This is a genomic window from Kineococcus deserti, assembly GCF_050871945.1.
GTDB lineage: Bacteria > Actinomycetota > Actinomycetes > Actinomycetales > Kineococcaceae > Kineococcus.
The window spans coordinates 20,445-45,266 of the sequence record NZ_JBJLSI010000038.1 but is presented as its reverse complement, the minus strand read 5'-3'; the positions used below and the strand labels follow the sequence as shown (position 1 = coordinate 45,266).

Here is a 24,822-nt window from a genome sequence, read left to right as displayed (position 1 = left end):
CCTCGGCGCCCCCCCCCCCCCCCGCACACCAACCACCCCCCCCACGCCCCCCCCCGCCCCCCCGCCCCCCCCCCCCCCCCCCCCCCCCCCCCCCCCCCCCCCCCCCCCCCCCCCCCCCACCCCCGACGCGCCTCGAGGTCAGCCCACCACCCGCACCGGGGCTCCCGTGAGCAGCGACTCCTGGGCCGCGTCGGCGACCCGTGAGGCGGCCACGGCGTCCTCGGGCCGGCACAGCTCGCCGTCGATCCCGCGCACGAGGTCGGCGAAGGCCGCGATCTCGGCGCGGTAGGCGTCGGCGAACCGCTCGGCGAACGTGGTGTGCGGCGGGCCGTCGGGGAAGCTCACACCGGGTTCGGCCGAGCGCAGCGCCGTCCGGGCGTCCAGACCGACCTCGAGCGAACCCTTGGAGCCCTGCAGCTCCAGGCGGACGTCGTGGCCGGCGCCGTTGTAGCGCGAGGCCGTCACGACGGCCAGCGTCCCGTCGTCGAGGGTGCACACGGCCAGCGCGGAGTCGACGTCGCCGACCTTCCCGATCTCGGGGTCGCCGTTGTTGCTGCCGCGGGCGTACACCTCGACGATCTCGCGGCCGGTGATCCACCGGATGACGTCGAAGTCGTGCACGCTGCAGTCGCGGAACAGGCCGCCGGAGGTGGCGATGAACGCGACCGGGGGCGGGGTCATGTCGCAGGTCACCGCGCGGATGGCGTGCAGCCAGCCGAGCTCGCCGGCGGAGTGGGCGCGCTTGGCCTCCAGGTAGCCGGCGTCGTAGCGGCGCTGGTGACCGATGCGCACGACGCCGTCGTGCCGGGCGATGAAGTCCAGGACGGGCAGCGACAACGCGACGTCGGGGGCGACGGGCTTCTCGGAGAAGACGGGGATGCCCGCCTGCACGCCCGCGCGGATGAGCTCGGGGTGCTGGGCGGTGCCGGTCGCCACGACGAGGCCGTCGATGCCGGCGGCGAGCAGGGCCTCGACGTCGGCCACGGGGTCGGCGCCGAGGTCGCCGGCGACCGCCTCGGCGCGGGCGGCGTCGACGTCGGCGATGCTCAGCCGCCCGATGCCGGGAGTGGCGACGATGGTGCGGGCGTGCATGACGCCGATGCGGCCGACGCCGGCGAGGCCGAGGTGGAGGTCGGACATGCGGAAGGCTCCTCGAGACGTGTTTGGACCGGTCCAACGGCGACTACGATCAGATGCCGGACCCGAGATGTCAAGGAGGCGCGGTGACCCGACCGACCATCCGCAGCGTCGCCGCGCGGGCCGGGGTGTCCAAGTCGCTGGTCTCCCTCGTCCTGCAGGACTCGCCCAAGGTCTCCCCCGAGCGCCGGGCCGCCGTCCTGGCCGCGATGGACGAGCTCGGCTACCGGCCCGACCCCACGGCCCGCAGCCTGGCCCAGGGCCGCACCCGCGCCGTCGGCCTGGTCCTGGACGACCTGCGCAACCCCTGGTTCGTCGACGTGCTCGAAGGACTGCGCCCGGTCCTGCACGAGGCCGGGCTGCGGCCGGTGCTGGCCGAGTCCCGCAGCGAACCCGAGGCGCCGCGCACCTTCGCCGACCTGCGCGTCGACGGCCTCGTCGTCATCGGCACGCTGCCGGACCTGTCGGTGGTGGCCGACGTCGCCCGGAGCGTCCCGACGGTGCTGGCCGGCACCCGGCTGGGTCCCGACGACGCGCTCGACGTCGACGTGGTCGCCGGCGACGACGCGCGTGGCGTGGGGCTGGCCGTGGAGCACCTGCTGGCCCTGGGGCACCGGCGCCTCGCGCACGTGGCCGGCACCGGCCCGGTCGGGCGGCTGCGGCGGGAGGCGTTCGAGCGGGCCGTGCGCGCCGGCGGCGCCACCGCGCTGGTCGAGGTCGGGCCCATGACCGAGGACACCGGCCACCGCGCCGGCCGCGCCCTGCTGACCCGCCCCGAACCGCCCACGGCCGTGCTGGCCAGCAACGACGCCGCCGCCGTGGGCCTGCTGGCCGCCGCGGCCGACCTCGGCGTCGACGTCCCGGCCCGGCTGTCCGTCGTCGGCTACGACGACACCTCCATCGCCGCGCTGCGGGCCGTCGCGCTGACCAGCGTCGACAACGCCGCCCACGAGGTCGGCCGGCTGGCGGGCGTGCGGCTGCTGGCCCGGCTGGAGGACCCGGCGGCCCCCGCGGACCTGCAGCTGGTGGCGCCGCGACTCGTCGTGCGCGGCACCACGGCGCCGCCCCCGCGAGGATGAGCGGGTGACCACCACGTGCCCCTGCGGCTGGGGAGAACCCCTCGAACGGTGCTGCGGCCGGTACCTGGCCGGGGAGCCGGCACCCACCGCCGAGGCGCTCATGCGCTCGCGCTACACGGCGTTCGCCCTCGGCGACGCCGGGCACCTGCTGCGCAGCTGGCACCCGCGCACCCGGCCCGCCGACCTCGACCTGGACCCCGGCGTGCAGTGGCGCCGGCTCGTCGTCCTGGGCAGCACCGCCGGCAGCCCGTTCGACGACACCGGCACCGTCGAGTTCGAGGCCCACTACCGTCAGGACGGCCGGCGGGGCGTCCAGCGCGAGGACTCGCTGTTCGGGCGCGTCGGGGGCCGGTGGGTGTACGAAGGGCCCGTGGACAACCAGGTCGCGTGATCTCGGTCCGGTTGACACTGTGGGTCACGGGTATGGACCTGAGTGCAAGGCCGTGACGAAGGAGGCTTCGTGAAACTGGACTGGCTCAAGGACGTGGCACTGGACCCCGGGCCCCACGTGTCCGTCTACGTCGACGCGACGCGGAACCGGGAGACCGGGGCGCACGACATGGAACTGCGCTGGCAGGACGCCCGGACGGCGCTGGCCGGCCGGGGCGCTCCGGAACCGGCGCTCGTGGCCCTGGACGACGTGGCCACCGATCCGACCGGGGTGGGCGGCCCGGTCGGGCGGGCAATGGTCGCCTCGGCCGGGGGCCTCGAACTGCACCTGCTGCTGCCCGGCCCGCCGCTGCGCGAGGAGGCCGAGAGCGGACCGGTCCCCCACCTCATGCCGCTGGTCCGTTCACTGGCCGACGACGTCCGGTACGTCCTGGTCGAGCTCGACCGCGCCGGCGCCGACATCACCGTGGCCCGCTCCGACGCGGTGGAGACGAAGAAGAAGCTCTCCGTCGAGGGCGGGCACGACCTGCTGCACAAGATCCCCGGCGGCGGCTGGGCCGCGCTGCGCTACCAGCACGCCGTGCAGGACTCCTGGGACCACAACGCGGCGGCCGTGGCGAACGAGCTCGCCGACATCGTGCGCCGGGAGCGTCCCGAGGTCGTCCTGCTGACGGGGGACACCAAGGCCGCGGCCGCGTTCAGGTCCAAGGCCGCGCCGGTCGTGCTGGACCTGCTCGTCGAGGTCGCCGGCGGGCACCGCGCCGCCGGCACGAACGAAGAGGCGTTCGCGGCCGCCGTCACCGAGGCCCTCGACACCGTGCGCGCCGCCCGGCGGCAGGCCGTCGTCGACGCGTTCGTCCAGGAACGGGGCCGGGGCGGGGCCGCCGCCGAGGGGCTGCGCGACGTCGTGGCGGCCCTGCGCCGCGGGCAGGTGCGCACGCTGCTGCTCAAGGACGACCCCAGCTCGACGAACACGCTGTTCACCGGGCCGAACGCGCTGGAGATCGGCACCTCGGTCGAGGAGCTGCGCACGCTGGGCGTGGAGGACCCGGTGCAGGTGCGGGCCGACGCGGCCATCGTCCGGGCGCTGGCGGCCTCCGACGCCGAGATCCAGCTCGTGCAGGACGGGCTGGACCTGCAGGACGGCATCGGCGCGGTGCTGAGGTACGCCGACCCCGCCACCCCCTGACCGGTAGCCTCCGGTGTTCGAAGGTCGTTCGAGCAACCGGAGGAACGCAGCATGATGGGCCCGGCGCACGCCGCCAGCGGCTTGGCGGCGGGGGCCCTGACCCTCGGCGTCGCCGCACGCCTGGGCGTGGACGCCCCGCTCGAGCAACTCGCCTGGGTGCTCGCGTGGGGCGGCTTCGCCTACCTGCCCGACCTGGACCAGAAGCGGTCCACGGCCGGCTCGGCGTGGGGCCCGCCGACGCGCTGGCTGGCCGGCGTCATCGGCGTGCTCGCGCGCCGGCACCGCGGCGGGACGCACGACGTGCTCGTCGCGCCGCTGGCGTTCGGGGCGCTGGCCGCTGCCGCCACCCTGAACCGGTGGACGGCGCTGGTCGTGCTGGCTCTGGCCATCGGCCTGGCCCTGCACGCGGTGGCCCAGCTCATCCCCGGCGACGCCGAGAAGACGGCCCTGGGCAACCTCGTCCTGTCCTTCGCCGGCGCGTGGCTGCTCACCGACGCCGGGGTCCGGCTGCCCTGGCTGCCCGTGGCGGTCGCCGGGGCGGTGGTGGTGCACATCGCCGGTGACGCGCTGACCACCGACGGTGTCCCGGTGCCGCTGACGACGTGGTTCCGGCGGCGGCCGCTGACGGTGGGGCTGCGGCTGTTCGACGCCGGCAAGGGGCTCGAGCCCGCGCTGCAGTACGGCGTCTTCCCGGCGCTGACGGCCTACGGGCTCTGGCAGCACCTGGCGGTGGACCGGCTGCCCTTCACCTGACGCGCTGGTCGTGGGCGGCGCGGGGCGTCAGGAGCCCGGCCTCGCGCGCCGCGACCACGACGGCCGCCGTGCTGCGGACCTCGAACCGCTCGCGCAGGGACCTGACGACGCGGGTGACGGCGTCGGTGTCCAGCGCCACCTCGGCCCCGGCCGTCGTCAGGGAGCGCCCCGCCTCGACGAGTTCGAGCAGCCGGCGTTCGACCGCGGACAGGGTGGGCACGCGCTCGTCGGTCAAGGATCACTTCCTGTCGTTCGACGGCCTGGCTTCGACCGTGCGTGACGCAGTTCGACGGTTGCTGATCGTCGATCACGGTACGTCGATGTGATCCTGGGCGCCAGTACCGGTCCACCGGTGGACGGTGCCCCTCAACCGGCGCTGCGCTCCTCCTCGGCGAGCTCGTCGGCGAGGTCGTCGTGGTCCAGCAGCGAGGTGTCCACCTGGCCGGTCCGGTAGGCGGCCCGTCCCACCATGTGCGCGGCCACCGGGACCGTCAGCAGCTGGAAGGCGCCGATCGCGACGAGCATGGCGACGTCGGTGCCCCGCTGCAGCTCCAGCCCGACCGCCACGAGGGAGAGGATCACGCCCAGGACCTGCGGTTTGGCGGTCGTGTGCATGCGGGCCAGCACGTCGGACAGCCGCAGCAGGCCGATCGCTGCGAGGAGCGTCAGCAGGCAGCCCAGCAGCAGGGCGACCGAGGCCGCCACCTCGGCGATCGTGGACCAGCCCATCAGCGCCGTCCCCTCTCCTCGTCCGACTCCTTCGACGCGTACCGCGCCACGCTGACCGCTCCCACGAACCCGACCAGGGCCAGGACGACGATGACGGGCAACGTGGTCGCGTGCCGGTTCGCGGCGGCCTCGACGCACAGGCCGATGACGACCGTCGCGACGACGACGTCGAGCGCGACGACCCGGTCGAGCATCGTGGGGCCCTTGGCGACGCGCAGCAGCGCGCACAGCGCGGCGACGGTCAGCATGCCCACGCACAGGGCGACGACCACGGGGTTCACCGCGGGCTCCTCTCGCAGAGGGTGTCCGAGCCGTCGGAGCGGCACCGGTCGAGGTACTCGGCGTAGGCGTCGGGGGTGGCGAACGTCCGCATGATGCGGCGCTCGATCAGCAGCACCTTGCGGCGGCTGGCCTCGCGGTCCTGGGGGGTGTGCACCCCCAGCGCGTGGATGAAGATGAAGCCCTGCCCGCCGCGCGCCGAGGGGGCGCCGAGTTCGACGACGACCGACCCCGGCACCAGCGAGACCATCTCGGCGGTCATCGAGACGAACAGGTCCGAGCCGCTGTGCAGCGGAACACCGATCACCGAGTTCCGCGGCTGCTGACCGGGACGGACCGCGAGCCAGGCCACCTGCGCGCTGGCCGCGAACAGGTCGGCGATGAACCGGGCGAACAGCGCCAGGATGCGCAACGGCCGGATCCGGATCCCGAAGGAGACCATGGGCAGCGGCAGGACCAGCGTCACGAGCAGCCCGAGCGCGAGGCCCGAGAGCACGTTCGCCCACGACACGTCGCCCCACAGCAGCAGCCACAGGACGGCGAGCCACGCCAGCATCGGCACGCTGACGCGTTCGCGCAGCGAGAGCACCTTGGCGTTCACGAGACCCCCTGCTCGCTCCGTCGCGGCGTCGCGCCGCTCGTCGCTCACGAACCCACCTCCGGAACCCGGTCGTGCAGGACGGTCGAGGTGTACGGCGTGCGTTCCAGCAGGTCCTGCGCGGCGCGGTCGCTGATGCCGAACAACGGGCCGGCGATGAAGGTGATCCCGACACCGACCGCGACGAGTGCGGCCGTCGGCAGCACCAGGCCCAGCGGGGTCCGCTCACCCACGCGGGTCGCGGTGACCAGCCCGGCGACGCGGTCGCGGTCGGTGTGTTCCTGCGGTTCCTGCCAGAACGCCCGGTTCCACACCTTGGCGACGGCGTACAGCGTGAGCAGGCTCGTCACGACGCCTCCGGCGACCAGCACGTGCGCCAGCCAGGACCCCTGGTCGATCCCGGCCTGCAGCAGCCCCAGCTTGCCCAGGAACCCCGAGAACGGCGGGATGCCGGCGAGGTTCATCGCCGGGACGAAGAACAGGACCGCCAGCAGCGGCGCCTTCTTGGCCAGCGAGCCGAGCGCGTCCAGCGAGGTGCTGCCGGAGTGCCGTTCCACCAGCCCCGTCACGAGGAACAACGTCGTCTGCACGGTGATGTGGTGGGCGACGTAGAACACCGCCCCGGACAGCCCGCCGGCCGTGCCGAGCGCGATGCCGAAGACCATGTACCCGATGTGGCTGACCAGGGTGAAGGACAGCAGACGTTTCACGTCGCTCTGCGCCACGGCACCGAGGATCCCGACGAGCATCGTGGCCAGCGCGACCCACAGCAGCAGGTCGTACGCCTCGTCACCGGGGAACAGCAGCGTCTCGGTGCGGATGATCGCGTAGACGCCGACCTTGGTCAGCAGCCCGGCGAACACCGCGGTCACCGGTGCCGGCGCCGTCGGGTAGGAGTCCGGCAGCCACGCCGACAGCGGGAACACCGCGGCCTTGATGCCGAAACCGACCAGCAGCAGCAGGTGCAGGACGAGCTGGACGTCCGGGTCGACCTCGGGCAGGCGCACCGACAGCTCGGCCATGTTCACCGTGCCGGTCGCCATGTAGATCAGCGCGATCGCGGTGAGGAACACCATCGAGGACAGCAGGCTGACCACGACGTACGTCGTGCCGGCCCGCACCCGCGCCTTCGTCCCGCCCAGGGTCAGCAGGATGTAGCTGGCCGCCAGCAGGATCTCGAACCCCACGTACAGGTTGAACAGGTCCCCGGACAGGAACGCGTTGGAGACGCCGGCCGAGAGCACCAGGTACGTCGGGTGGTAGATCGAGACGGGAGTTCCCTCCTCGCCGTCGGCGACGCCCTGGGCCAGGGAGTACACCAGGACGGCGAGGGTCACGACGGAACTGACGACGAGCATGAGCGTCGAGAGCCGGTCGGCGACCAGCGGGATGCCCAGCTGGGCCGGCCACCCGCCGACGGTGACGACGTAGGTGCCCTCACCCCGGTCGGTCAGGACGAGCATCGCGACGGCCGCGGCCACGACGATGCTCAGCGCGGTGACGCTGATGGTGCGCTGCGCGCGCGGCCGACGGGCCAGGGCCAGGGTCAGACCCGCCGCGAACAGCGGCAGGACGACGGGCAGGGGCAGCAGGACGCGGGGCCAGTCCATCACCGGGACGCCACCTCCGCGTGCTGCTGGCCCTCGTCCTCGCTGGTCTCGCGCGTGTCGTCGTCGTAGCTGGCCGAGGTCTCGTCGAGTTCGGCGCGGCGCACGATGCGGCGGTCCTCGACGTCGTCCTGGACCTCGTCGTGACCGTCGATCTGCCAGCTGCGGTAGGCCAGGGCGAGGATGAACGCCACCATCCCCAGGGTGATGACGATGGCCGTCAGGACCATGGCCTGCGGCAACGGGTCGCTCATCTCCTCGGCGGTGCCGCTGCCGACGATCGGCGCCACCCCCGGCCGGCCGCTGGCGATCAGGAACAGGACGTTGACCCCGTTGCCGAGCAGGACGACCCCGACCAGGACGCGGGTCAGCGTGCGTTCCAGCAGGAGCGTGACCCCGCAGGCGACGAGCACGCCGGAGATCACGACGAGCGTCAGGTTGGGGCTCACGAGCCGGTCACCTCTTCCTCGATCTGGCGGTCGATCTCGGCGCCCAGGCTGCGGATGACGTCGACGACGAGGCCGATGACGAGCAGGTAGACACCGACGTCGAAGAACAGCGACGTCACGAGCTTCACGTGGCCCAGGGCGAACACGTCGAACTCGATGATCGCGGTCTGCAGGACGTTGCCGCCCAGCAGGATGCCGACCAGGCCGGTGCCGGCCGACAGGAACAACCCCATGCCCAGCAGCCAGCCGGCGTTGATCGGGACCGCGGTGTTGAACTCGTACCGCCCACCCGCCAGGTACCGCACGACGAGCGCGAGCCCGGCGACCAGGCCGCCGGCGAAACCCCCGCCGGGGGCGTTGTGGCCGGAGAAGACCAGGTACAGCGACAGGACGACGATCGCGTGGAAGGTCAGCCGGGTCACGACCTCGAAGACGACCGAGCGCCGTTCGGGGGAGACGGTGCTGCCGGCGGGCAGCCAGTTCGTCACCGCCGACCGCCGCGGCGCCTCCTCCTCGGGTTCGAGGTGGGCGGCCAGGGCGCGGTCGATCGAGCCCATCCGCCGGCGGAAGACCAGGCTGGCGACGCCGGTCGCGGCGACCAGCAGGACGGAGATCTCACCCATCGTGTCCCAGGCGCGGGCGTCGACGAGCGTGACGTTCACGACGTTCTTGCCGCCGCCGTACTCGTACGACCAGTACGGCAGGTCGATCGAGACCGGCGTCCCGACCCGCGCGCCGGAGGCGACCAGGGCGAACAGCGACGTGGTGGTCCCGACGGCCACGCCGATCGCGATCCGCAGCCACCGCGTCCCCACCAGGGGGCGGGAGGAGAAGAACGGGGGCAGCCGGCGCAGCGCCAGGACGAACACGACGAGGGTGATCGTCTCGGCCAGCGCCTGCGTCAGCGCCAGGTCGGGGCCGGCGTGCAGGACGAACAGCAGCGTCACGCCGTACCCGGTGACGCCGGCGAGCACGACGGCCCGCAGCCGGCGCCGGGCCCGGACGGTGAGGACCGCCGCGACGACCACGACGAGGCCGACGACGACCTGACCCCAGTTGTCGGCGAGCACGACGTCGCTGGGCCAGGGCCGGTTCCACAGCAGCGCACCACCGGGCACGAGGACGACGACCAGCAGGATCGAGGCCAGGTAGACCGGCAGCGAACCACGCTGGGTGGCGCCGGTGACCTCGACGGCGACGCGGTCGACGGCGCGGACGGTCTGCCGGTACCCGCGGTCGGCGGCCGGGACCCCCTTGACCTTCGCCTGGGCCCGTTCGACCGCGTCGCGGGCCACGAACAGCACGGCCGCCAGCGCGAACGTCAGCAGCGTGAGCCACAGCGCGGGGCTGCCGAACCCGTGCCACAGCGCGAGGTGCTCGGCCTCCCCGCCCGGCAGGTCGTCCGCGACGAGCGCGGCCGGCACGTCGACGAGCGGGGCCAGCGGCCCGGTGACCAGGGTGACCACGGCCAGCACCAGCGGCGGGGCGACCAGGCCGGCCGGGGGCAACGGAGCGGTGGAGTCCGGCACCCCCGGTTTGCGGCAGAACGTGCCCCACACGAAGCGGGCCGAGTAGGCCGCGGTGAGCACCGACCCCAGGACCAGCACGGCCAGCACCACGGGCCGGTCGAGGAACGCGTAGTACGCGGCCTCCTTGGCCACGAAACCCATGGCGACCGGCACGCCGGCCATCGAGGCCGCCGACACCGTGCCGACGACGGCCAGCAGCGGCATCCGCCGGCCCAGGCCGGACAGTTCGCGCAGGTCGCGGGTGCCGGTCTGGTGGTCGACGACGCCGACGACGAGGAACAACGAGGCCTTGAACGTGGCGTGCGCGACGAGCAGCGCGATGCCGGCCGTCATCGCGCCCGGCGTGCCCGCCCCGACCAGGACCGTGAGGAACCCGAGCTGGCTGACGGTGCCGAAGGCCAGCAGCAGTTTGACGTCGTGCTGGCGCAGCGAGCGGTACCCGCCGACGACCATGGTGGCCAGGCCCAGCCCGACGACCGTGATCTGCCAGGCCGGCAGTTCGGCGGCCGCAGGGGCGAACCGCGCCACCAGGTAGATCCCGGCCTTGACCATGGCCGCGGCGTGCAGGTACGCGCTGACCGGGGTGGGGGCGGCCATCGCGGCCGGCAGCCAGAAGTGGAACGGCACCAGGGCCGACTTCGAGACCGCGCCGAGCAGGATCAGGACGACGGCCACGGTCGCGCCGGTGCCGGTGGGGAACTCCTCGAGGAGTTCGGACATCCGGTACGTCCCGGCGCTCTGCCCCAGGACGATCAGCCCCACCAGCATCGCCAGCCCGCCGAACGTCGTGACGACCAGGGCCTGCAGGGCCGCGCGCCGCGCGGTGCGCCGGGCGGAGTCGTACCCGATGAGCAGGTACGAGAACACCGTCGTGAGCTCCCAGAACACGTAGAGCTGCACGAGGTCGTCGGCCAGCACCAGCCCGGTCATGGCGCCGGTGAAGGCCACCAGGACGGCGGCGAACCGGGCCGAACCCGGGTCGTGGCGGTGGAAGTAGCTGCCGCAGTAGAGGAGCACCAGCGCGCCGACACCACCGACGAGCAGGGTCAGCACCCACGAGAGAGGATCGAGACGGAACGCGAGTTCGGCGCCGAGGGAGGGAACCCACGGGACGACGACCTCCGGGGCCTCACCCCGCAGGACGGCGGGTCCGTGGAACGCGGCCCACACCGTCGTCGCCGTGGGCGCCAGGGCCAGGACGGCGAACGCGCGACGGTCCAGCAGGCGGACCAGGGGCACGGCGAGGACGGCGGCGACAGCGTGGACGATCAGCAGTGCCAGCACGGCCAGTCCTCACTTCCGGGGGCGGGTCGGTCTGCACAGGGTAACCCGAACTTTCGTTCTGTTCGATTCGAGATCTGACTGTTACCGTGGTCCGGTGTCATCGACGGTTGCCTGCCACGGTGCCGAAGTCACCGTGCGACCCGGCCTCGCAGGTCTCGAACTCCTCGCCGAACTCCTTGCGGCGCAGCCAGGAGCTGCGCTGACGGTGAAGGTCGGCCGCCGCAGCGCGGAGGTTCCGCCCGAGCTCGCGCGCGCCCTGCGGGAGACCGTCCTGGCCCTCGCCCACGGTGAGGCCGTGACCCTCACCCCGCACGAGGCGCTGCTGACGACGCAGGAGGCCGCCGACGTGCTCGGGGTCAGCCGGCCGACCCTCGTGCGGCTGCTGGAGTCCGGGGCGCTGCCGTTCACGAAACCCGGGACGCACCGCCGGGTGCGGCTCGAGGACGTCCTCGACTACGCCGAGCAGCACCGCACGAGAACTCCCGCACCGCGCCACGGGTGAGGGCCGGCGTCGGGGGGGGGGGGGGGGGGGGGGGGGGGGGGGGGGGGGGGGGGGGGGGGGGGGGGGGGGGGGGGGGGGGGGGGGGGGGGGGGGGGGGGGGGGGGCGGGGGGGGGGCCGTGTGCACCCCGCGCCCCGCCCCCCCCGCCCCCCGCCGCCAACGGTCCGACCCCCGGGAGCCCCTCCGAGGTCGGCAGGCGCGCAACCTTGACGCTGCCGCCGCGACCTCACGACGCTGGAGGTCGTGGCCTCCGTCCTCATGGCGAGTTGCCCCTCCGCCGGGCACGTCGGCCCCGTGTGCGCCGTCGCCGCCGACCTGGTCCGCCGCGGTCACCGGGTGCGTGTCCTGACCGGCTCGACGTACGCGACGCAGGTGGAGTCCTCCGGCGCCGAGTTCCTCGCCCTGCCGTCCGAGGCCGTCGTGGACCTCGACGCCGAGGACCGCTCGCCCGCCGGCCGGCCCGTCGGCGTGCGCGGCATCGGCTACGACGTCGAGCACATGTTCCTGCGGCCCATGGCCGGGCAGTACGCGGCGCTCCAGGCGGCGCTGGCGGCCGAACCGGCCTCGGTGCTGATCACCGAGATGCTGTACATGGGCGCCTACCCGCTGACGGCCCGGCCCCGCGCCGACCGTCCGCTCGTCGTGCTGCTCGGGATCACCCCGCTGCCCGTCGCCGGTGGCGGCACCGGGCCGTACGGGATGGGCCTGCGACCCGACGGCGGGCTGCGCCCGCTGCGCAACCGCGTGCTGCGCGCGCTCACCAGCCGCTTCGTGTTCGCCGACGCCGAGGCCTACCTGGCCGCCGAGTTCGAGCGGCTGACCGGGGTGCCCTCCGCCGGCTCGGTGTTCGACCTGCCGCTGCGCACCGACGTCGTCCTGCAACTGTCCCCGCCGGGACTGGAGTACCCGCGCCCGGGACTGCCGGTGAGCGTGCGGTTCGTGGGCCCGCTGCCCACGCCGGTCCGCGGCCTGCCGGACCCGCCGTGGGCCGCCGACCTCGACGGGGAGCTGCCCGTCGTCCACGTCACCCAGGGCACCGTCGCCAACCGCGACGTCGGCAAGCTGATCGTCCCGGCGGTGGCGGCGCTCGCCGAGCGGCCCGTCCTCGTCGTCCTCACCGCCGGCGGACGCTCCGAGGAGGCGCTGCGCGAGGCGGTCGTCGGCGCGCTGGGCCGGGTTCCGCCCAACGTCCGGACCGCCCGCTTCCTCGACTACACCCGGCTGCTGCCGAAGGTCGACGCCCTGGTGACCAACGGCGGGTTCGGCACCGTGACCCAGGCGCTCGCGCACGGCGTCCCGCTCGTCGTGGCCGGGCGCAGCGAGGACAAGGCCGAGGTCGGCGCACGCGTCGCGTGGTCCGGCGCCGGCATCGACCTGCGCACCGACACCCCGTCCGCCGACCGGCTCGACCGCGCCGTGGGCCGGGTCCTGTTCGAACCCCGGTACCGCGCCGCCGCCCGCCGCCTGCGTGAGCAGGTCGCCGGGCAGAGCGCGCTGGACGCCGCCGACGCGCTGGTCCGCTCGGCCTGACCCCCGTGCTGCCGGCGGTCCTGTCCGCCGACGTGTTCGTCACCGTCGGGGGTGCGGAACGATGGACGTGGCCGCGTCCACCGGATCCGTGCCCGCTCAGGCCGGTGCGTGGCAGACGGCCTCGACGTTCACGCCGTCGAGGTCCTCGACGAAGGCGCCGTAGTAGTCCGGGTGGTACTCGGCCCAGACGCCGGGGCCCCGCAGGCTGCGTGCCCCCCCGGGCGACCGCTTCGGCGTGGAACGCGTCGACCGTCGCGCGGTCGTCGGCCGTGAACGCGACGTGGGTGTCCGCGTCCTAGCGCGGACCGTCGGTGCCGCTCGCGACGAGCCAGAAGAAGGGCTTGGGGTGGATGCCGAAGGCGTGCATGGCCTTCTGGCCCGGGCTCGCGGGCACCGCGACGAGGGTCGTGATGCCCAGCGTGGCCAGGACGGGTTCGTAGAACGCGACCGAGGCGGCGAGGTCGGCGACGGGCAGGTTGAGGTGGTCGATGCGGGAACCGTCGAGTCGGGGCACGTGCTCCTCCTGGGGAACCGGGTTTCGAAAAAGGCGTTCACGAGCTCCGGGGTGCCTCTAGGCTCCGCACCGTAGCTGTGGATCGGCACAGCGTCAGGTGAGAGGGAGTGGAGCTACGTGCGACGTCGCGCGGTCGGTGCAGTGGTGAGCTTGCTGGTGCTGGGCGGAGGGTCGTCCGTCGCGACCGCCGGGACCGCAGCGGCCGACGACTGCGTGAAGGGTGCCATCGCCGGCCGCTACGCGCAGCTCGGCGGGGCCGGCGGCAAGCTCGGCGCACCGACGTCCTGCGAACTGCCGACGAGTTCCGGCAGGTTCACGACCTTCGAGCACGGCGCCGTGTACTGGAGCCCCGCCTCGGGTGCGTGGGACGTGTCCGGTTCCTTCCGCGACCTGTGGGCCTCCACCGGCTGGGAGAACGGCTTCCTGCGCTACCCGACGTCGGGGGAGAACCCGATCGCGGCCGGCGGGGTCCACCAGAACTACCAGGGCGGAACGCTGTACTGGTCGCCGTCCAGCGGCGCGCACTCCGTCTCGGGCGCGTTCCTGCAGTTGTACGCCTCGACCGGCTACGAGAACGGTTTCCTCGGCTACCCGCTGACCCAGGAGAACCCCGCCCGCGGTGGGATGTACCAGCGGTTCCAGGGCGGGGTCGCCTACTGGTCCCCGTCGACCGGCGCGCACACGGTGTCGGGTTCGTTCCTGGAGTTGTACGGCCGCCTCGGTTTCGAGGACGGCTGCCTCGGGTTCCCCGCGACGCAGGAACTGCCGAGCGCCGGGGGAGGGGTGTACCAGAGGTTCCAGGGCGGGGTGGCGTACTGGTCGCCCGCCACCGGAGCGCACGCGCTGTGCAACGGGCCGATCCTCGACGCGTACGGGACGACGGGGTGGGAGGGCGGCTCGCTGGGGTACCCGACCAGCGAGGAGCACGCGATCGCCGGTGGGCGGCGGGTGGACTTCCAGCGCGGGTTCGTCGAGTGGTCGGCGGGGACGGGAGCGCGGGTGAACGGCTCGATCGCCGCTGTCCCCACCACCCCTGCTCCGGGTGTCCACTACGCGAACTGCGACGCGGCCCGCGCCGCCGGCGCCGCTCCGGTCCACCGCGGAGAGCCGGGCTACCGCGCAGCGCTCGACCGCGACGGCGACGGGATCGCCTGCGAGAGCTGAGGATGCGGCCCGGACGTCGTGATCACCCTCTCCACCCCGCACCCACGGCCGTTCCCGCGGAGGTCGAGGTGGCGCTCATCCGCAGCAGCCGCTCGCGCTGATCGTTCCGGTCGCGGCGCGGGCGGCTTCCCCGGATCGTCCGTGGGCCGAGCCGGTGGCGAAACCCAGGTCCGGCGCAGCGCTCGGCGTCAGGCGCCGGGCCTCAGCGCTGCTGCCGGTTCCGCAGCAGGAACCACCCGCCGACTCGTCGATCTGCGGGGTGCCGTCGGCGGCGGTGGTGGACGGCGCCGAGGAGCAGACACCGGTCTCGGGCAGGTCCAGCTCCACGTTCGCGGCGGCCTGCTCGTCACCGGCCAGGTGGGCGGCGATGGAACGGACCTGCTCGTAGCCGGTGGCCAGCAGGAACGTCGGGGCCCGCCCGTAGCTCTTGGTCCCGGCGATGAAGAACCCGGTCTCGGGGTGGGCCAGCACGGCGGCGCCGTGCGGGGGCACGGTGCCGCAGGAGTGGAACTCGGGGTCGATCAGCGGTGCCAGCCGCGCGGAAGCCTCCACCCCGGGGTCCAGGTCCAGGCGCAGTTCACGCAGCACCCCCAGGTCGGGCCGGAACCCGGTTGCCGGGGCGATGACGTCCACGGTCAGTTCCCGCTGCCCGCACGGGGTCTCGGCCACCACGGTCACCTCGCCCCGTTCGGCGTCGGGACGCAGGGCGGCGATGGTGACCTCGGTGACCAGCTCGATGCGTCCCGTCCGCACGGCCTCGCGCAGCCGTGCCCCCAGCGCCCCACGGGCGGGCAGCCCGTCGTGGTCCCCACCGCCGTAGGCGCGGGCCACCGACGCCCCACGCACCGCCCACACGATCCGGGTGGCCGGCCCGTCCGCGTCGTCGCTCGTGGGGTCCTGCTCGGCCAAGGTCACCAGGTTCAGCAGGGTGTTGGCCGCGGAGTGCCCGGCCCCGACGACCAGCACCCGGCGGCCCGCGAACCGGGCCCGGTCCGCGCCGAGCACGTCGGGCAGCGGTCCGGCCAGGAACGGCGCGGCCTGCGCCTCACCCCGGGCCGGCAGCCCGGAGGAGCCGAGGGGGTTGGGCTGCCCCCACGTACCGGAGGTGTCCAGGACCGCGCGGGCGTGGTGGTCGACCACGGTTCCGTCGGTCTGCTCGACCCGCACCAGGAAGGGTCGTAGTTCCCGGCCGCGCGCGTGGGTCTTGTCCATCCCCACCCGGGTGACCGCGGTGACGCGGGCGCCGGTGCGGATGCGGCCGGCGAGGGCCTCGGTGGCGGCCAGCGGCGCCAGGTAGTCCTCGACCAGTTCGGCACCGGTGGGCAGCCCCGTGGGTTCCGGGGCGGCCCAGCCGGTCGGTTCCAGCAGGCGCACCGCGGCGGCGTCGAGGTCGTAGCGCCACGGGGAGAACAACCGGACGTGGCCCCAGGCGCGCACCGCGGCCCCGACCCGGTCGCCGGCCTCGAGCACCACTGGTTCCAGGCCGCGCTCGAGCAGGTGCGCCGCGGCGGCCAGGCCCACCGGGCCGGCGCCGATCACGACGACGGGCGATCCGGTGACGGCCTGGCTGGTGGCCCGGGTGGTGGTTCCGGTGGAAGTGCTCACGGCAGGTGCCTCCTCAGCGGGTGGAGTCAGCGGGTGGAGACAGCGGATCGAGTCAGCGCGTGGGGACGGTGACGTCACCGGGGAAGAACCGGCGCCCGGCCCACAGCGCCACGTGGACCAGTGCGACGAGGACGGGCACCTCGATCAGCGGGCCGACCACCCCGGCCAGGGCCTGCCCGGAGGTGACGCCGAAGGTGCCGATGGCCACCGCGATGGCCAGTTCGAAGTTGTTGCCCGTGGCGGTGAAGGACAGCGTGGAGGTCTTGGCGTAGCTCAGGCCGATCGCGCGGCCGAGGACGAACGAACCGGCGAACATGATCACGAAGTAGGCCAGCAACGGCAGCGCGATGCGGGCCACGTCGCCGGGCTGGGAGGTGATCGCGTCACCCTGCAGGGCGAAGAGCACGACGACGGTGAACAGCAGCCCTTACAGCGCGACCGGGCCGACCCTCGGCAGGAAACGCCCCTCGTACCAGTCCCGGCCCCGGGCCCGCTCGCCCAGCGTGCGGGTGAGGAAACCCGCCACCAGCGGGACGCCCAGGAACACCAGCACCGAGACGACGATGGCGCCGACCGAGAACTGCGCACTGGTGGTCGGCAGGCCCAGCCAGCCGGGCAGCACCTGCAGGTAGAACCAGCCCAGCGCGGCGAAGGCCAGGACCTGGAAGACCGAGTTGACGGCCACCAGCACGGCGGCGGCTTCGCGGTCCCCGCAGGACAGGTCGTTCCAGATCAGCACCATGGCGATGCAGCGGGCCAGGCCGACGATGACCAGCCCCGTGCGGTGCTCGGGCTGGTCGGGCAGCAGGACCCAGGCCAGGGCGAACATCAACGCCGGGCCGACCAGCCAGTTCAGGGCCAGCGAGGAGACCATCAGCCTGCGGTCGGCGGCGATGCGCCCGGTCTCGGAGTACCGGACCTTGGCCAGCACCGGGTACATCATCAGCAGCAGGCCGACGGCGATCGGGAGGCTGACCGAGCTGACCTCGACCGCGCCCAGGGCCTCGTCCAGGCCGGGCACCAGTCGCCCCAGCAGCAGGCCCAGGGCCATCGCGGCGATGATCCAGGCCGGCAGGAAGCGGTCCAGCACCGACAGGCGGGCCAGCACCGGGGTCTCGGTGTCCCGGGATCCGGCTGGGCGGGGGTTCTCGGCGGTGTCCTCGGTGTGGAGGTCGCTCATCAGGGCGGATCCTTCGTATCGATGGGCGTCGATGCCAGACGATGACAGAGGAATCGACGTCCGTCAATATCGACAACGGTCGATCCGTCGGGCATCCTCGAGTGGTGGCCACTCCCGCGCTGCCGAGCACTGCGACGATCCCCGTCACGAGCACCCACGCGGTCCCGGCGCGGGATCCTGCGGCCGCGACCGCCTGCTGCGCGCCGTTGACCCGGATGCCGTTGAGCGCCGAGGACGCCGTCGTGCTCGCCCGCACCTTGAAGGCGGTCGCCGACCCGGCCCGGCTGCGACTGCTGTCGCTGGTGGCCGCCCACGAAGGCGGCGAGGCGTGCGTGTGCGACCTCGTCGAGCCGCTCGGGCTGAGCCAGCCCACCGTCTCCCACCACCTGAAGGTGCTGGTCGACGCCGGATTGCTGACCCGCGAGAAGCGGGGCGTGTGGGCCTACTACACGCTGGTCCCCGCGGCGATGAACGCCTTGTCGGCCGTCCTGGCCGCCCCCACCGCCGGGCCGGCCGGCCCGGCGGGCTGAGGTGGACCACAGCGCCGGCGGACACCCCCGGTGACTGCGCCCCCACCCGCCCCACCCGCTCTCCCCGAGGAGTTCCGACGTCATGACCGCCCCCCACGTGCTGTTCGTCTGCGTCAAGAACGGCGGCAAGTCGCAGATGGCGGCGGGACTGATGCGCCAGGTCGTGCGCGACGCCGGCACCGGCACCACGGTCGACTCGGCCGGCACGAAGGCCGGGACGACCCTGAACGCGCAGTCGGTCGAGAGCCTGCGCGAGCTCGGCGTCGACATCTCCGACCAGGTCCCCCGCCAGCTGACCGAGCAGATGGTCCGCGACGCCGACCTCGTCGTCGTCCTCGGCTCCGAGGCCCGGGTCGAGTCCGTCGGGGGAACCCCGGTGGAGGTGTGGGAGACCGACGAGCCCTCGCGGCGCGGCATCGAGGGCGCCGACCGGATGCGGCTGGTCCGCGACGACATCGCCGCCCGCGTCCAGGAGCTGCACCAGCGCCTCAGCCGGTGAGCACCGGTCAGCGAACCGCCGCGAACAGCAGGCTGTCCTCGCGCCGTCCCCGGATCACCAGGTGCGAGCGCAGCAGTCCCTCCTGCTGCATGCCGACCCTGCGCAGCACGGCCGCCGACGCCGTGTTGCCCGGCCGGCAGGTCGCCTCCACCCGCTCCAGCCCCAGCGCCGTCCACGCGAACGCCAGCACGGCTGCCGCCGCCTCGGTGGCGTACCCCCGCCCCCACGCGGACCGTGCCAGCACGTACCCCATCTCGCCCCGCCGGTGCTCGCGACTGGTCACCGTCACCGAGCACGCGCCCAGGACCGCGCCGGCGTCCGTGACGGCCCAGGTCCAGGAGTCCCGCGCGTCGCGGCTGCTCGCCGCCACCATCTCCTCGAGGAACTCCCGGGTCTGCTCCACGGTGTTGGGTCCCCAGGAGACGTGGCGGCACACCTCGGGATCAGCGGCGTAGGCGTGCACCGCCTCGAAGTCGTCGGTCGTGAACTCGCGCAGCAGCAACCGCTCCGTCGTCAGCTCAGGCACCCGGCGACACTACGAGGGCCGCGAACTCGCCTCGTCAGCCGGGACCGGTTCCGCACTCTCCGCACTCTGCGCGCTCCGTGCGTACGAGGCGGCCAGCGCCCGGTACTGCGGACTGGCCAGCGCCAGCAGCGTCGCGAGGAGCCCCACCAACCCCGTGACGACGAACACCAGCGCGATGGCGCGGGTCTGCCCCGTTCCGAACCAGCTCCCGATCGCCGCCGCCCCCGCCCCGTCGGTCATGAACGGGACGACGAGGAACTGCGTGATCGGGCCGACGAGGAACGCGGTGACGGGGGCGGCGGACTGCTCGACGCTCTGCGCGAACCCGAACACGCGACCCTGCCGTTCGTAGGGCACCACCCGTTGCAGCACGGTCTGCTCGGCGGCCTCGGCGAACGGCATGAGCACCATGAACACCGCCATGGCGACGGTGAGCGTCACGATCGAGTGCGCCAGCGGGAACAGCATCGTCGCGGCCCACGCCACGAGGTTGACCAGCAGCAGGAGCCGCACCGGCCTGCTGCCGAGCCCGAGGCGGGCGACGAGGAGCCCACCGACGATCATCAACGCGCTCAGCCCGCCCCACAGCAGGCCCCACACCTGCACCGACACCAGCGACAGTCCGTAGGCGTCCATGAGCGCCATGAACCCGCCGCCGATGAGGTTGTTGAAGCAGGTGAAGGCGATGAGCGGGACGAGGCCCGGAACCCCCCGCACCAGGCGCCAGGTGCCGCGCAGGTCGACGCCGCCCGGTCCGGGGGAGTCCACCGACGTGCTGACGACGCGGGTCTCCGGCACCCGCACGCGCGCCAGGTGCAGCACCGAGGCCACCAGCACGACGACCGCGAGCAGCAGGACGTGCAGCATGCCGCCGGAGGCGACCAGGACCCCGCTGATGACGGACGTGACGAGCATCGACGAGCCGACCACCGTCCCGACCAGGCCGTTGGCGCGGTCGCGCACGTCCGCGGGGACCAGCAGCGTCACCAGGGTGGGCAGGGCGATGCTGCGCGGGTTGCCCGCCACCACGCCGGCCATGCAGAGCACGACGAAGACCCACAACTGCCACGACGCCACGTCGGAGAACACCTCGTCGGGCGTCAGCAGGTACACCGCGAGGCAGACGCCGTAGACGGCCACCGACACCAGCGCCGAGGCCTGCATCACCGAGTGCTTGTGGTGGTTGTCGACGAGGCTGCCGAACCAGATGCCCGTCGCCGCGGTCGCCACCACGAAGATGCCGGCGATCATGCCGGTCGCGAACACCGACCGGGTCTCCAGGAACACCCAGAACGTCACCGCGAACCAGACGGTGTAGTTGACGACGCTGACGACGGCGTTGCTCACGAGCAGGTGCGCGAACACCCGCTGCGGACCGGAGCGCAGGTCCAGACGAGGGGAGGGGACCTCGGGTGCGGACACAGCAGGCTCCTGTCGTCGGGTCGTGGGGTGCCGCTCATCGTGACCCCGGCTCGGAGCGGAAGTCATCGGGTTTCCGGCCGGGCGTCGCCCGTGCGGGAACCGGCGGGCCGGAGCACACTGCGGCGCATGTGTGGCCGCTACGCGCGCTCCCGGTCCGACGGCGACCTCGTCGACCTCTTTGACGTCGGCGAGATCGTCGGCGACCCGCTCCCGCCCTCCTACAACATCGCCCCCACCCAGGACGCCCGCGTCGTCCTGGAACGCGCACCCCGCGAGGACCCCGACGCACCGGCCACCCGCCAGTTGCGCACCCTGCGCTGGGGACTGGTGCCCGTCTGGGCCAAGGACGTCAAGATCGGCAACCGGATGGCCAACGCCCGCGTGGAGACGGTGACCGAGAAGCCGGCGTTCAAACGAGCCGCGTCCAAGCGCCGCCTGCTGGTGCCCGCCGACGGGTACTACGAGTGGGAGAAGCGCGAGGGCCGCACCAAGGTCCCCCACTTCCTGCACGCCACCGACGATGACGTGCTGTCCTTCGCGGGCCTGTACGAGCTGTGGCCGGACCCGGCCAAGGACGAGGACGACCCGGACCGCTGGCTGTGGACGTTCACCATCCTCACCACCCAGGCCAGCGACGCCCTCGGGCACATCCACGACCGCACTCCCGTCATCGTCCCCCCGGACGTGCGCGACGACTGGCTCGATCCCACCCTCACCGACCTGGACCTGGTGCGCCAGGTCCTCGACGCCCTCCCCGAGCCCCGGCTGGAGACCCACGAGGTCTCGACCGCGGTCAACTCGCCCCGCAACGACACCCCGGAGCTGCTGACTCCCGTCGGCTGAGCACCGCACGACCCGGGCCACCCCTCTGGACCGGCGTCACGGTCTCGCCGATCCGCGAGTGGTTGCACACCGGCGTTCACGGCGCCAGGATGGCGCCGTGCCGAGCGTTCAGATCAAGGACGTCCCCGACGAGACGCACGCCGTCCTTCGCCGACGCGCCGCCCTGGCCCACCAGTCCCTGCAGGAGTACCTCCTGGCCAAGCTCATCGAGGAGGCCAGCACCCCCTCCCTGGACGAAGTGCTCGACCGGGCCGGCGGCCGGGCCGGAGGCAGCCTGTCCTTCCGCGACGCCGTGAAGGCGGTGCACGACGACCGTGATCGTCGTTGACGCCAGCGTCCTGGCTCCCGCTCTGGCCGACGACGGCCCCGACGGGGACCGTGCCCGCGAACGCCTGCGCGGGGAGGCCCTCACCGCCCCTGAGGTGATCGACCTGGAGGTGACCTCCGTCCTGCGCCGTGCTGCCGCCGGCGGTCGGCTCCCGGACCGCCGCGCCGACCTGGCGCTGCACGATCTCGTCGACTTGCCCCTGCGCCGTGCCGGCCACCGCTTCCTGCTGCGTCGTTGCTGGGAGCTGCGGCACACCGTCACCAGCTACGACGCCGCTTACATCGCGTTGGCCGAGGCTCTCGACACCACACTGGTCACCGCCGATGCCCGACTGTCCCGCGCGCCCGGCATCACGTGCGAGGTGGACGTGGTGCGCTGAACGTCCGCACCCACCGCCACAGGCGTCAGCCACCGCCGGCGTTCACACGCCACGCAGGTGCCGCCCTCCGACCGGTGAGCCCCGGACCTTCACCCCAGGTCGGCCGGATCCGTGTTCGCCCCGCACACCACCACCGCGACCCGCTCGCCCTCGGCGGGGGAGTACGCGGCCAGCCCCGCCCACGCCGCCGCGGCCCCGTGCTCGGCGACCACCCGGAACCTCGCCCACAACTGCTGACGCGCGGCGGTGATCGCGTCGTCGTCCACCAGCAGGCTCACCGGCGACGTCCGCTGCGCCAGGTCCCAGGCGATCGACCCGATCCGGCGGGCGCCGAGGGAGTCGGCGGCCACGCCACCCACCTCGACGTCGGCGGGTTCCCCGGCGGCCAGCGCGCGGTGCAGCGTCGGCGCGCCGAAGGGTTCGACGGCCACGACCCGCGCCCGGCCCTCGAGCGCGGCGGCGACCCCGGCGAACAACCCGCCGCCGCCGACCGCGACCACGACGGTGTCCACCTCGGGCACGTCCTCGAGCAGTTCCAGCGCCAGGGTGCCGGCACCCGCGGCGATCTCCGGCTGGTCGTAGGCGTGGCAGAACACCGCACCCCGCTCGGCGGCGAACTCCACGGCGGCCTCGTAGGCCTGCGCGTACTGCTCGCCGACCAGCCGCACGTCCGCCCCCAGCGAGCGCAGCCTGGAGACCTTCACCAGCGGAGCGGTCGTCGGGACGAAGACCGTCGCCGGCACGCCCAGCTCGGCCGCGGCGTGGGCGTGCGCCAGACCGGCGTTGCCCCCCGACGCCGCCACGACGCCGCGGGCAGGGTCGAGCTGACCGAGCTCGCGCGCCCGCAACTGCCGGTTGAACGCGCCCCGCGCCTTGAAGGTCCCGGTGTGCTGCAGCACCTCCAGCTTCAGCCACCGACCGGGCGCGACCTGCAGGACAGGGGTCCGGCGCACCCGGCCGGCGATCCGGTCGGCAGCGGCGGTGACGTCGGCGGCGGTGATGGTGTCCATCCCGCGATCCTGCCCCGGCCCGCGGTGGAAGAGTTCGCGCAGGGTGGCGGGGCGGGAGGGGACGACGTGAGCGAGTTCGACGAGGCGGGGCTGATCGCGGCGGCGGCGGCCTACGAGAAGGCGCTGCGCGACGACGACCTCGCCGCGCTGGACCTGCTGTTCGCGCCCGGCGCGCGCACCCTGCGCGCCGAGGGAGGCGTGGCCGTCGTCGGCCACGACGAGATCTCGCGGTTCCGCGCCCGCCGCGGCGGCGCCCCCACCCGGTGGCTGCGCCGCGTGCACGTGCGCTGGGCCTCACCGACGGACGCGCTCACCGTCTCCGAGACCGAACGCCTCGACCGCGGCCGCGGACTGCAGACCCAGCTGTGGCGCCGCGGCGACGACGGCTGGCGGGTCGTCGCCGCGCACGTCTCCGGTGCCCCGCTGACCCCGCCGCTCGCGCAGGTCGACGACGCCGCCGTCTGGCGTGCCGGCGGCGGCCCCGAGCCCCTGCTGACGGGCGCCGGGACGGGCCCGCTGGCCGGGGTCCGTCTCGCCGTGAAGGACCTCGTCGCCGTCGCCGGGCAGGCCGTCGGTGGGGGCGTCCCCCGCTGGCTCGAACAGGCCCCCCGCGAGAACGCCTCCGCGCCCGTCCTGCAGACCCTGCTGGACGCCGGCGCCGTCGTGGCCGGCATCGCGCAGACCGACGAGCTCGCGTTCTCCCTGATGGGCGTCAACGAGCACTACGGCACCCCGCGCAACACCGCCGCCCCCGGCCGGGTCCCCGGCGGCTCCTCCTCCGGCTCGGCGGCCGCGGTCGCCGCCGGCCTGGCCGACCTCGGCCTGGGCACCGACACCGCCGGATCGCTGCGGGTGCCCGGCTCCTTCAGCGCCCTCTACGCCTGGCGGCCCACCCACGGCGTCGTCGACGCCAGCGGCGTGCTGCCGCTGGCCCCGTCCTTCGACACCGTCGGGCTGCTCGCGCGCGACGCCGCGCTGCTCGCCGACGCCGCCGGGCTGCTGCTGCCCGAGGAGCTCGTGCAGCGGCCGGAGGCGTTGCTGCGCAGCCGGGCCCTCCTGGACCTGGCCGACGAGCCGACGCGGCTCGCCGTCGAGGCCGGCCTGACGGCGCTCGCGGTGCAGACGGGCCTGCCCGTGCGCGACCTCGAGGACGACTTCACCGCCGGGCAGGCGGCGGAGTGGACGGACGCCTTCCGCACCGTGCAGGCCGCCGAGGCGTGGGCCACCGACGGCGCGTTCGTCGAGGCGAACCCCGGCGCCCTGTCGCCTTCGGTCGAGGCCCGCTTCCGCGCCGGTGCCGACCTCGACCCGGGGACGGTCGCGCGGGCCCGGGAGACCGTCGACCTCACCCGGCGCCGGCTGCAGACCGTCCTGCGGCAGGGGTTCCTCGCTCTGCCGAGCACCGCCACGCCTGCCCCGCGCACCGACGCGACGGCCGCGGAGTTCGAGGCCGCGCGCGGCAGGACGCTGCAGTTGTCGACGCTCGCCTCGCAGGCCGGTGTCCCGGCCCTGGGCCTGCCGTGGGGCCGGGTCGGCGAGCTGCCCGTCGGGTTGTGCCTGCTCGCCCCCCGCGGGGCCGACCGCTCGCTGCTGGCGCTGCTGGCGGAGGTCGCACCGCCCCGTCGCTGACCCGAGCGGTGGGGACCGTTGACGCATCGGGCCGAACCTACCGGCCCGATGCGTCAACGGTCCCCACCCCGAGCTCACCCTGCGAAACCGAGGTTTCACGGCCCGGAAACACGGAGGAAACACGCGGTTGGCCAGACTC

General features: G+C 74.0%; 25 protein-coding genes and 2 pseudogenes. 13 read left to right on the top strand and 14 right to left on the bottom strand.

Annotation, left to right across the window (positions count from 1 at the left end):
- Positions 1 to 138: 138 nt before the first annotated feature.
- A complete protein-coding gene (locus ACRYR2_RS21735; protein WP_432564979.1) occupies positions 139 to 1,140 on the bottom strand; it encodes a Gfo/Idh/MocA family protein in 1,002 nt (333 codons plus the stop codon).
- A gap of 83 nt (positions 1,141 to 1,223) precedes the next feature.
- Between ACRYR2_RS21735 and ACRYR2_RS21730 the strand changes: the two genes are divergently transcribed.
- The 4 genes from ACRYR2_RS21730 to ACRYR2_RS21715 all read left to right on the top strand — a co-directional run bounded on the left by ACRYR2_RS21730 (position 1,224) and on the right by ACRYR2_RS21715 (position 4,548).
- On the top strand, positions 1,224 to 2,216 hold the full coding sequence (locus tag ACRYR2_RS21730; RefSeq protein WP_432564978.1) for a LacI family DNA-binding transcriptional regulator: 993 nt from the start codon (positions 1,224 to 1,226) through the stop codon (positions 2,214 to 2,216).
- Positions 2,217 to 2,220: 4 nt separating this feature from the next.
- Complete coding sequence (locus tag ACRYR2_RS21725) at positions 2,221 to 2,607, top strand: YchJ family protein (protein ID WP_432564977.1); 387 nt, start codon at positions 2,221 to 2,223, stop codon at positions 2,605 to 2,607.
- 69 nt (positions 2,608 to 2,676) lie between these two features.
- Positions 2,677 to 3,795, top strand: a complete 1,119-nt coding sequence (locus tag ACRYR2_RS21720) for a baeRF2 domain-containing protein (protein WP_432564976.1) — start codon at positions 2,677 to 2,679, stop codon at positions 3,793 to 3,795.
- 51 nt (positions 3,796 to 3,846) lie between these two features.
- Complete coding sequence (locus tag ACRYR2_RS21715; RefSeq protein ID WP_432564975.1) at positions 3,847 to 4,548, top strand: metal-dependent hydrolase; 702 nt, start codon at positions 3,847 to 3,849, stop codon at positions 4,546 to 4,548.
- Here ACRYR2_RS21715 and ACRYR2_RS21710 read toward each other — a convergent pair.
- From ACRYR2_RS21710 to ACRYR2_RS21680, 7 genes are all read right to left on the bottom strand, one after another.
- A complete protein-coding gene (locus ACRYR2_RS21710; RefSeq protein WP_432564974.1) occupies positions 4,541 to 4,783 on the bottom strand; it encodes a hypothetical protein in 243 nt (80 codons plus the stop codon). The genes ACRYR2_RS21715 and ACRYR2_RS21710 overlap by 8 nt on opposite strands.
- A 131-nt stretch (positions 4,784 to 4,914) precedes the next feature.
- On the bottom strand, positions 4,915 to 5,277 hold the full coding sequence (mnhG, locus tag ACRYR2_RS21705; protein WP_432564973.1) for a monovalent cation/H(+) antiporter subunit G: 363 nt from the start codon (positions 5,275 to 5,277) through the stop codon (positions 4,915 to 4,917).
- Positions 5,277 to 5,558 (bottom strand): monovalent cation/H+ antiporter complex subunit F, encoded by a 282-nt coding sequence (locus tag ACRYR2_RS21700; RefSeq protein ID WP_432564972.1) that lies wholly within the window; start codon positions 5,556 to 5,558, stop codon positions 5,277 to 5,279. Before ACRYR2_RS21700 ends, mnhG begins: the two co-directional genes overlap by 1 nt.
- Positions 5,555 to 6,205: a Na+/H+ antiporter subunit E gene (locus ACRYR2_RS21695; RefSeq protein ID WP_432564971.1), complete on the bottom strand. Its 651-nt coding sequence runs from the start codon at positions 6,203 to 6,205 to the stop codon at positions 5,555 to 5,557. Before ACRYR2_RS21695 ends, ACRYR2_RS21700 begins: the two co-directional genes overlap by 4 nt.
- Complete coding sequence (locus ACRYR2_RS21690; RefSeq protein ID WP_432564970.1) at positions 6,202 to 7,764, bottom strand: Na+/H+ antiporter subunit D; 1,563 nt, start codon at positions 7,762 to 7,764, stop codon at positions 6,202 to 6,204. Before ACRYR2_RS21690 ends, ACRYR2_RS21695 begins: the two co-directional genes overlap by 4 nt.
- The gene (locus ACRYR2_RS21685) at positions 7,764 to 8,210 is read right to left on the bottom strand and encodes a Na(+)/H(+) antiporter subunit C (RefSeq protein ID WP_432564969.1); all 447 of its coding nucleotides are present in this window, start codon (positions 8,208 to 8,210) and stop codon (positions 7,764 to 7,766) included. The genes ACRYR2_RS21690 and ACRYR2_RS21685 overlap by 1 nt, the downstream gene beginning before the upstream one ends.
- A complete protein-coding gene (locus ACRYR2_RS21680; protein ID WP_432564968.1) occupies positions 8,207 to 11,023 on the bottom strand; it encodes a Na+/H+ antiporter subunit A in 2,817 nt (938 codons plus the stop codon). Before ACRYR2_RS21680 ends, ACRYR2_RS21685 begins: the two co-directional genes overlap by 4 nt.
- Before the next feature lie 94 nt (positions 11,024 to 11,117).
- Here ACRYR2_RS21680 and ACRYR2_RS21675 point away from each other — a divergent pair, with 94 nt between their 5' ends.
- A complete protein-coding gene (locus ACRYR2_RS21675) occupies positions 11,118 to 11,525 on the top strand; it encodes a helix-turn-helix domain-containing protein (protein WP_432564967.1) in 408 nt (135 codons plus the stop codon).
- A 242-nt stretch (positions 11,526 to 11,767) separates the two neighbouring features.
- Entirely contained in the window at positions 11,768 to 13,054 is a 1,287-nt protein-coding gene (locus ACRYR2_RS21670) for a glycosyltransferase (protein ID WP_432564966.1), read from the top strand.
- 96 nt (positions 13,055 to 13,150) lie between these two features.
- On the opposite strand, the pseudogene ACRYR2_RS21665 reads toward ACRYR2_RS21670, so the two are convergent.
- A pseudogene (locus ACRYR2_RS21665) lies at positions 13,151 to 13,568 on the bottom strand (VOC family protein).
- 144 nt (positions 13,569 to 13,712) lie between these two features.
- Here ACRYR2_RS21665 and ACRYR2_RS21660 point away from each other — a divergent pair.
- A complete protein-coding gene (locus ACRYR2_RS21660; protein ID WP_432564965.1) occupies positions 13,713 to 14,732 on the top strand; it encodes an excalibur calcium-binding domain-containing protein in 1,020 nt (339 codons plus the stop codon).
- A gap of 75 nt (positions 14,733 to 14,807) precedes the next feature.
- Here the strand turns inward: ACRYR2_RS21660 and ACRYR2_RS21655 are convergent, their stop codons facing one another.
- Positions 14,808 to 16,337, bottom strand: coding sequence for an FAD-dependent oxidoreductase (locus tag ACRYR2_RS21655; protein WP_432564964.1), 1,530 nt, complete (start codon positions 16,335 to 16,337; stop codon positions 14,808 to 14,810).
- A 52-nt stretch (positions 16,338 to 16,389) separates the two neighbouring features.
- Positions 16,390 to 17,388: pseudogene (gene arsB / locus ACRYR2_RS21650) on the bottom strand (ACR3 family arsenite efflux transporter).
- Between the two features lie 233 nt (positions 17,389 to 17,621).
- Between arsB and ACRYR2_RS21645 the strand changes: the two are divergent.
- On the top strand, positions 17,622 to 18,047 hold the full coding sequence (locus ACRYR2_RS21645) for an ArsR/SmtB family transcription factor (RefSeq protein WP_432564963.1): 426 nt from the start codon (positions 17,622 to 17,624) through the stop codon (positions 18,045 to 18,047).
- Between the two features lie 82 nt (positions 18,048 to 18,129).
- Positions 18,130 to 18,546 carry an arsenate-mycothiol transferase ArsC gene (locus ACRYR2_RS21640; RefSeq protein WP_432564962.1) on the top strand — a complete coding sequence of 139 codons (417 nt, stop codon included), beginning with the start codon at positions 18,130 to 18,132 and terminating at the stop codon, positions 18,544 to 18,546.
- Positions 18,547 to 18,553: 7 nt separating this feature from the next.
- Here the strand turns inward: ACRYR2_RS21640 and ACRYR2_RS21635 are convergent, their stop codons facing one another.
- Both ACRYR2_RS21635 and ACRYR2_RS21630 read right to left on the bottom strand, forming a co-directional pair.
- The gene (locus ACRYR2_RS21635; RefSeq protein ID WP_432564961.1) at positions 18,554 to 19,072 is read right to left on the bottom strand and encodes a GNAT family N-acetyltransferase; all 519 of its coding nucleotides are present in this window, start codon (positions 19,070 to 19,072) and stop codon (positions 18,554 to 18,556) included.
- A gap of 9 nt (positions 19,073 to 19,081) precedes the next feature.
- On the bottom strand, positions 19,082 to 20,494 hold the full coding sequence (locus tag ACRYR2_RS21630; protein ID WP_432564960.1) for an MFS transporter: 1,413 nt from the start codon (positions 20,492 to 20,494) through the stop codon (positions 19,082 to 19,084).
- A gap of 126 nt (positions 20,495 to 20,620) precedes the next feature.
- Between ACRYR2_RS21630 and ACRYR2_RS21625 the strand changes: the two genes are divergently transcribed.
- From ACRYR2_RS21625 to ACRYR2_RS21615, 3 genes are all read left to right on the top strand, one after another.
- Positions 20,621 to 21,337, top strand: coding sequence for an SOS response-associated peptidase (locus ACRYR2_RS21625; RefSeq protein ID WP_432564959.1), 717 nt, complete (start codon positions 20,621 to 20,623; stop codon positions 21,335 to 21,337).
- A 97-nt stretch (positions 21,338 to 21,434) separates the two neighbouring features.
- Positions 21,435 to 21,665 (top strand): FitA-like ribbon-helix-helix domain-containing protein, encoded by a 231-nt coding sequence (locus tag ACRYR2_RS21620; protein ID WP_432564958.1) that lies wholly within the window; start codon positions 21,435 to 21,437, stop codon positions 21,663 to 21,665.
- Positions 21,652 to 22,044, top strand: a complete 393-nt coding sequence (locus tag ACRYR2_RS21615) for a type II toxin-antitoxin system VapC family toxin (RefSeq protein WP_432564957.1) — start codon at positions 21,652 to 21,654, stop codon at positions 22,042 to 22,044. The genes ACRYR2_RS21620 and ACRYR2_RS21615 overlap by 14 nt, the downstream gene beginning before the upstream one ends.
- Before the next feature lie 89 nt (positions 22,045 to 22,133).
- Here the strand turns inward: ACRYR2_RS21615 and ACRYR2_RS21610 are convergent, their stop codons facing one another.
- Complete coding sequence (locus tag ACRYR2_RS21610) at positions 22,134 to 23,054, bottom strand: threonine/serine dehydratase (RefSeq protein ID WP_432564956.1); 921 nt, start codon at positions 23,052 to 23,054, stop codon at positions 22,134 to 22,136.
- Between the two features lie 66 nt (positions 23,055 to 23,120).
- Between ACRYR2_RS21610 and ACRYR2_RS21605 the strand changes: the two genes are divergently transcribed.
- On the top strand, positions 23,121 to 24,683 hold the full coding sequence (locus ACRYR2_RS21605; protein WP_432564955.1) for an AtzH-like domain-containing protein: 1,563 nt from the start codon (positions 23,121 to 23,123) through the stop codon (positions 24,681 to 24,683).
- Positions 24,684 to 24,822: the final 139 nt, after the last annotated feature.

Excerpts from the sequence above, each read along its gene's own strand:
- ACRYR2_RS21640 (WP_432564962.1), top strand. The coding sequence starts at position 18,130 with ATGACCGCCCCCCACGTGCTGTTCGTCTGCGTCAAGAACGGCGGCAAG.
- ACRYR2_RS21610 (WP_432564956.1), bottom strand. The coding sequence starts at position 23,054 with ATGGACACCATCACCGCCGCCGACGTCACCGCCGCTGCCGACCGGATC.
- ACRYR2_RS21715 (WP_432564975.1), top strand. The coding sequence starts at position 3,847 with ATGATGGGCCCGGCGCACGCCGCCAGCGGCTTGGCGGCGGGGGCCCTG.
- ACRYR2_RS21735 (WP_432564979.1), bottom strand. The coding sequence starts at position 1,140 with ATGTCCGACCTCCACCTCGGCCTCGCCGGCGTCGGCCGCATCGGCGTC.
- ACRYR2_RS21625 (WP_432564959.1), top strand. The coding sequence starts at position 20,621 with ATGTGTGGCCGCTACGCGCGCTCCCGGTCCGACGGCGACCTCGTCGAC.
- mnhG (WP_432564973.1), bottom strand. The coding sequence starts at position 5,277 with ATGGGCTGGTCCACGATCGCCGAGGTGGCGGCCTCGGTCGCCCTGCTG.
- ACRYR2_RS21690 (WP_432564970.1), bottom strand. The coding sequence starts at position 7,764 with ATGGACTGGCCCCGCGTCCTGCTGCCCCTGCCCGTCGTCCTGCCGCTG.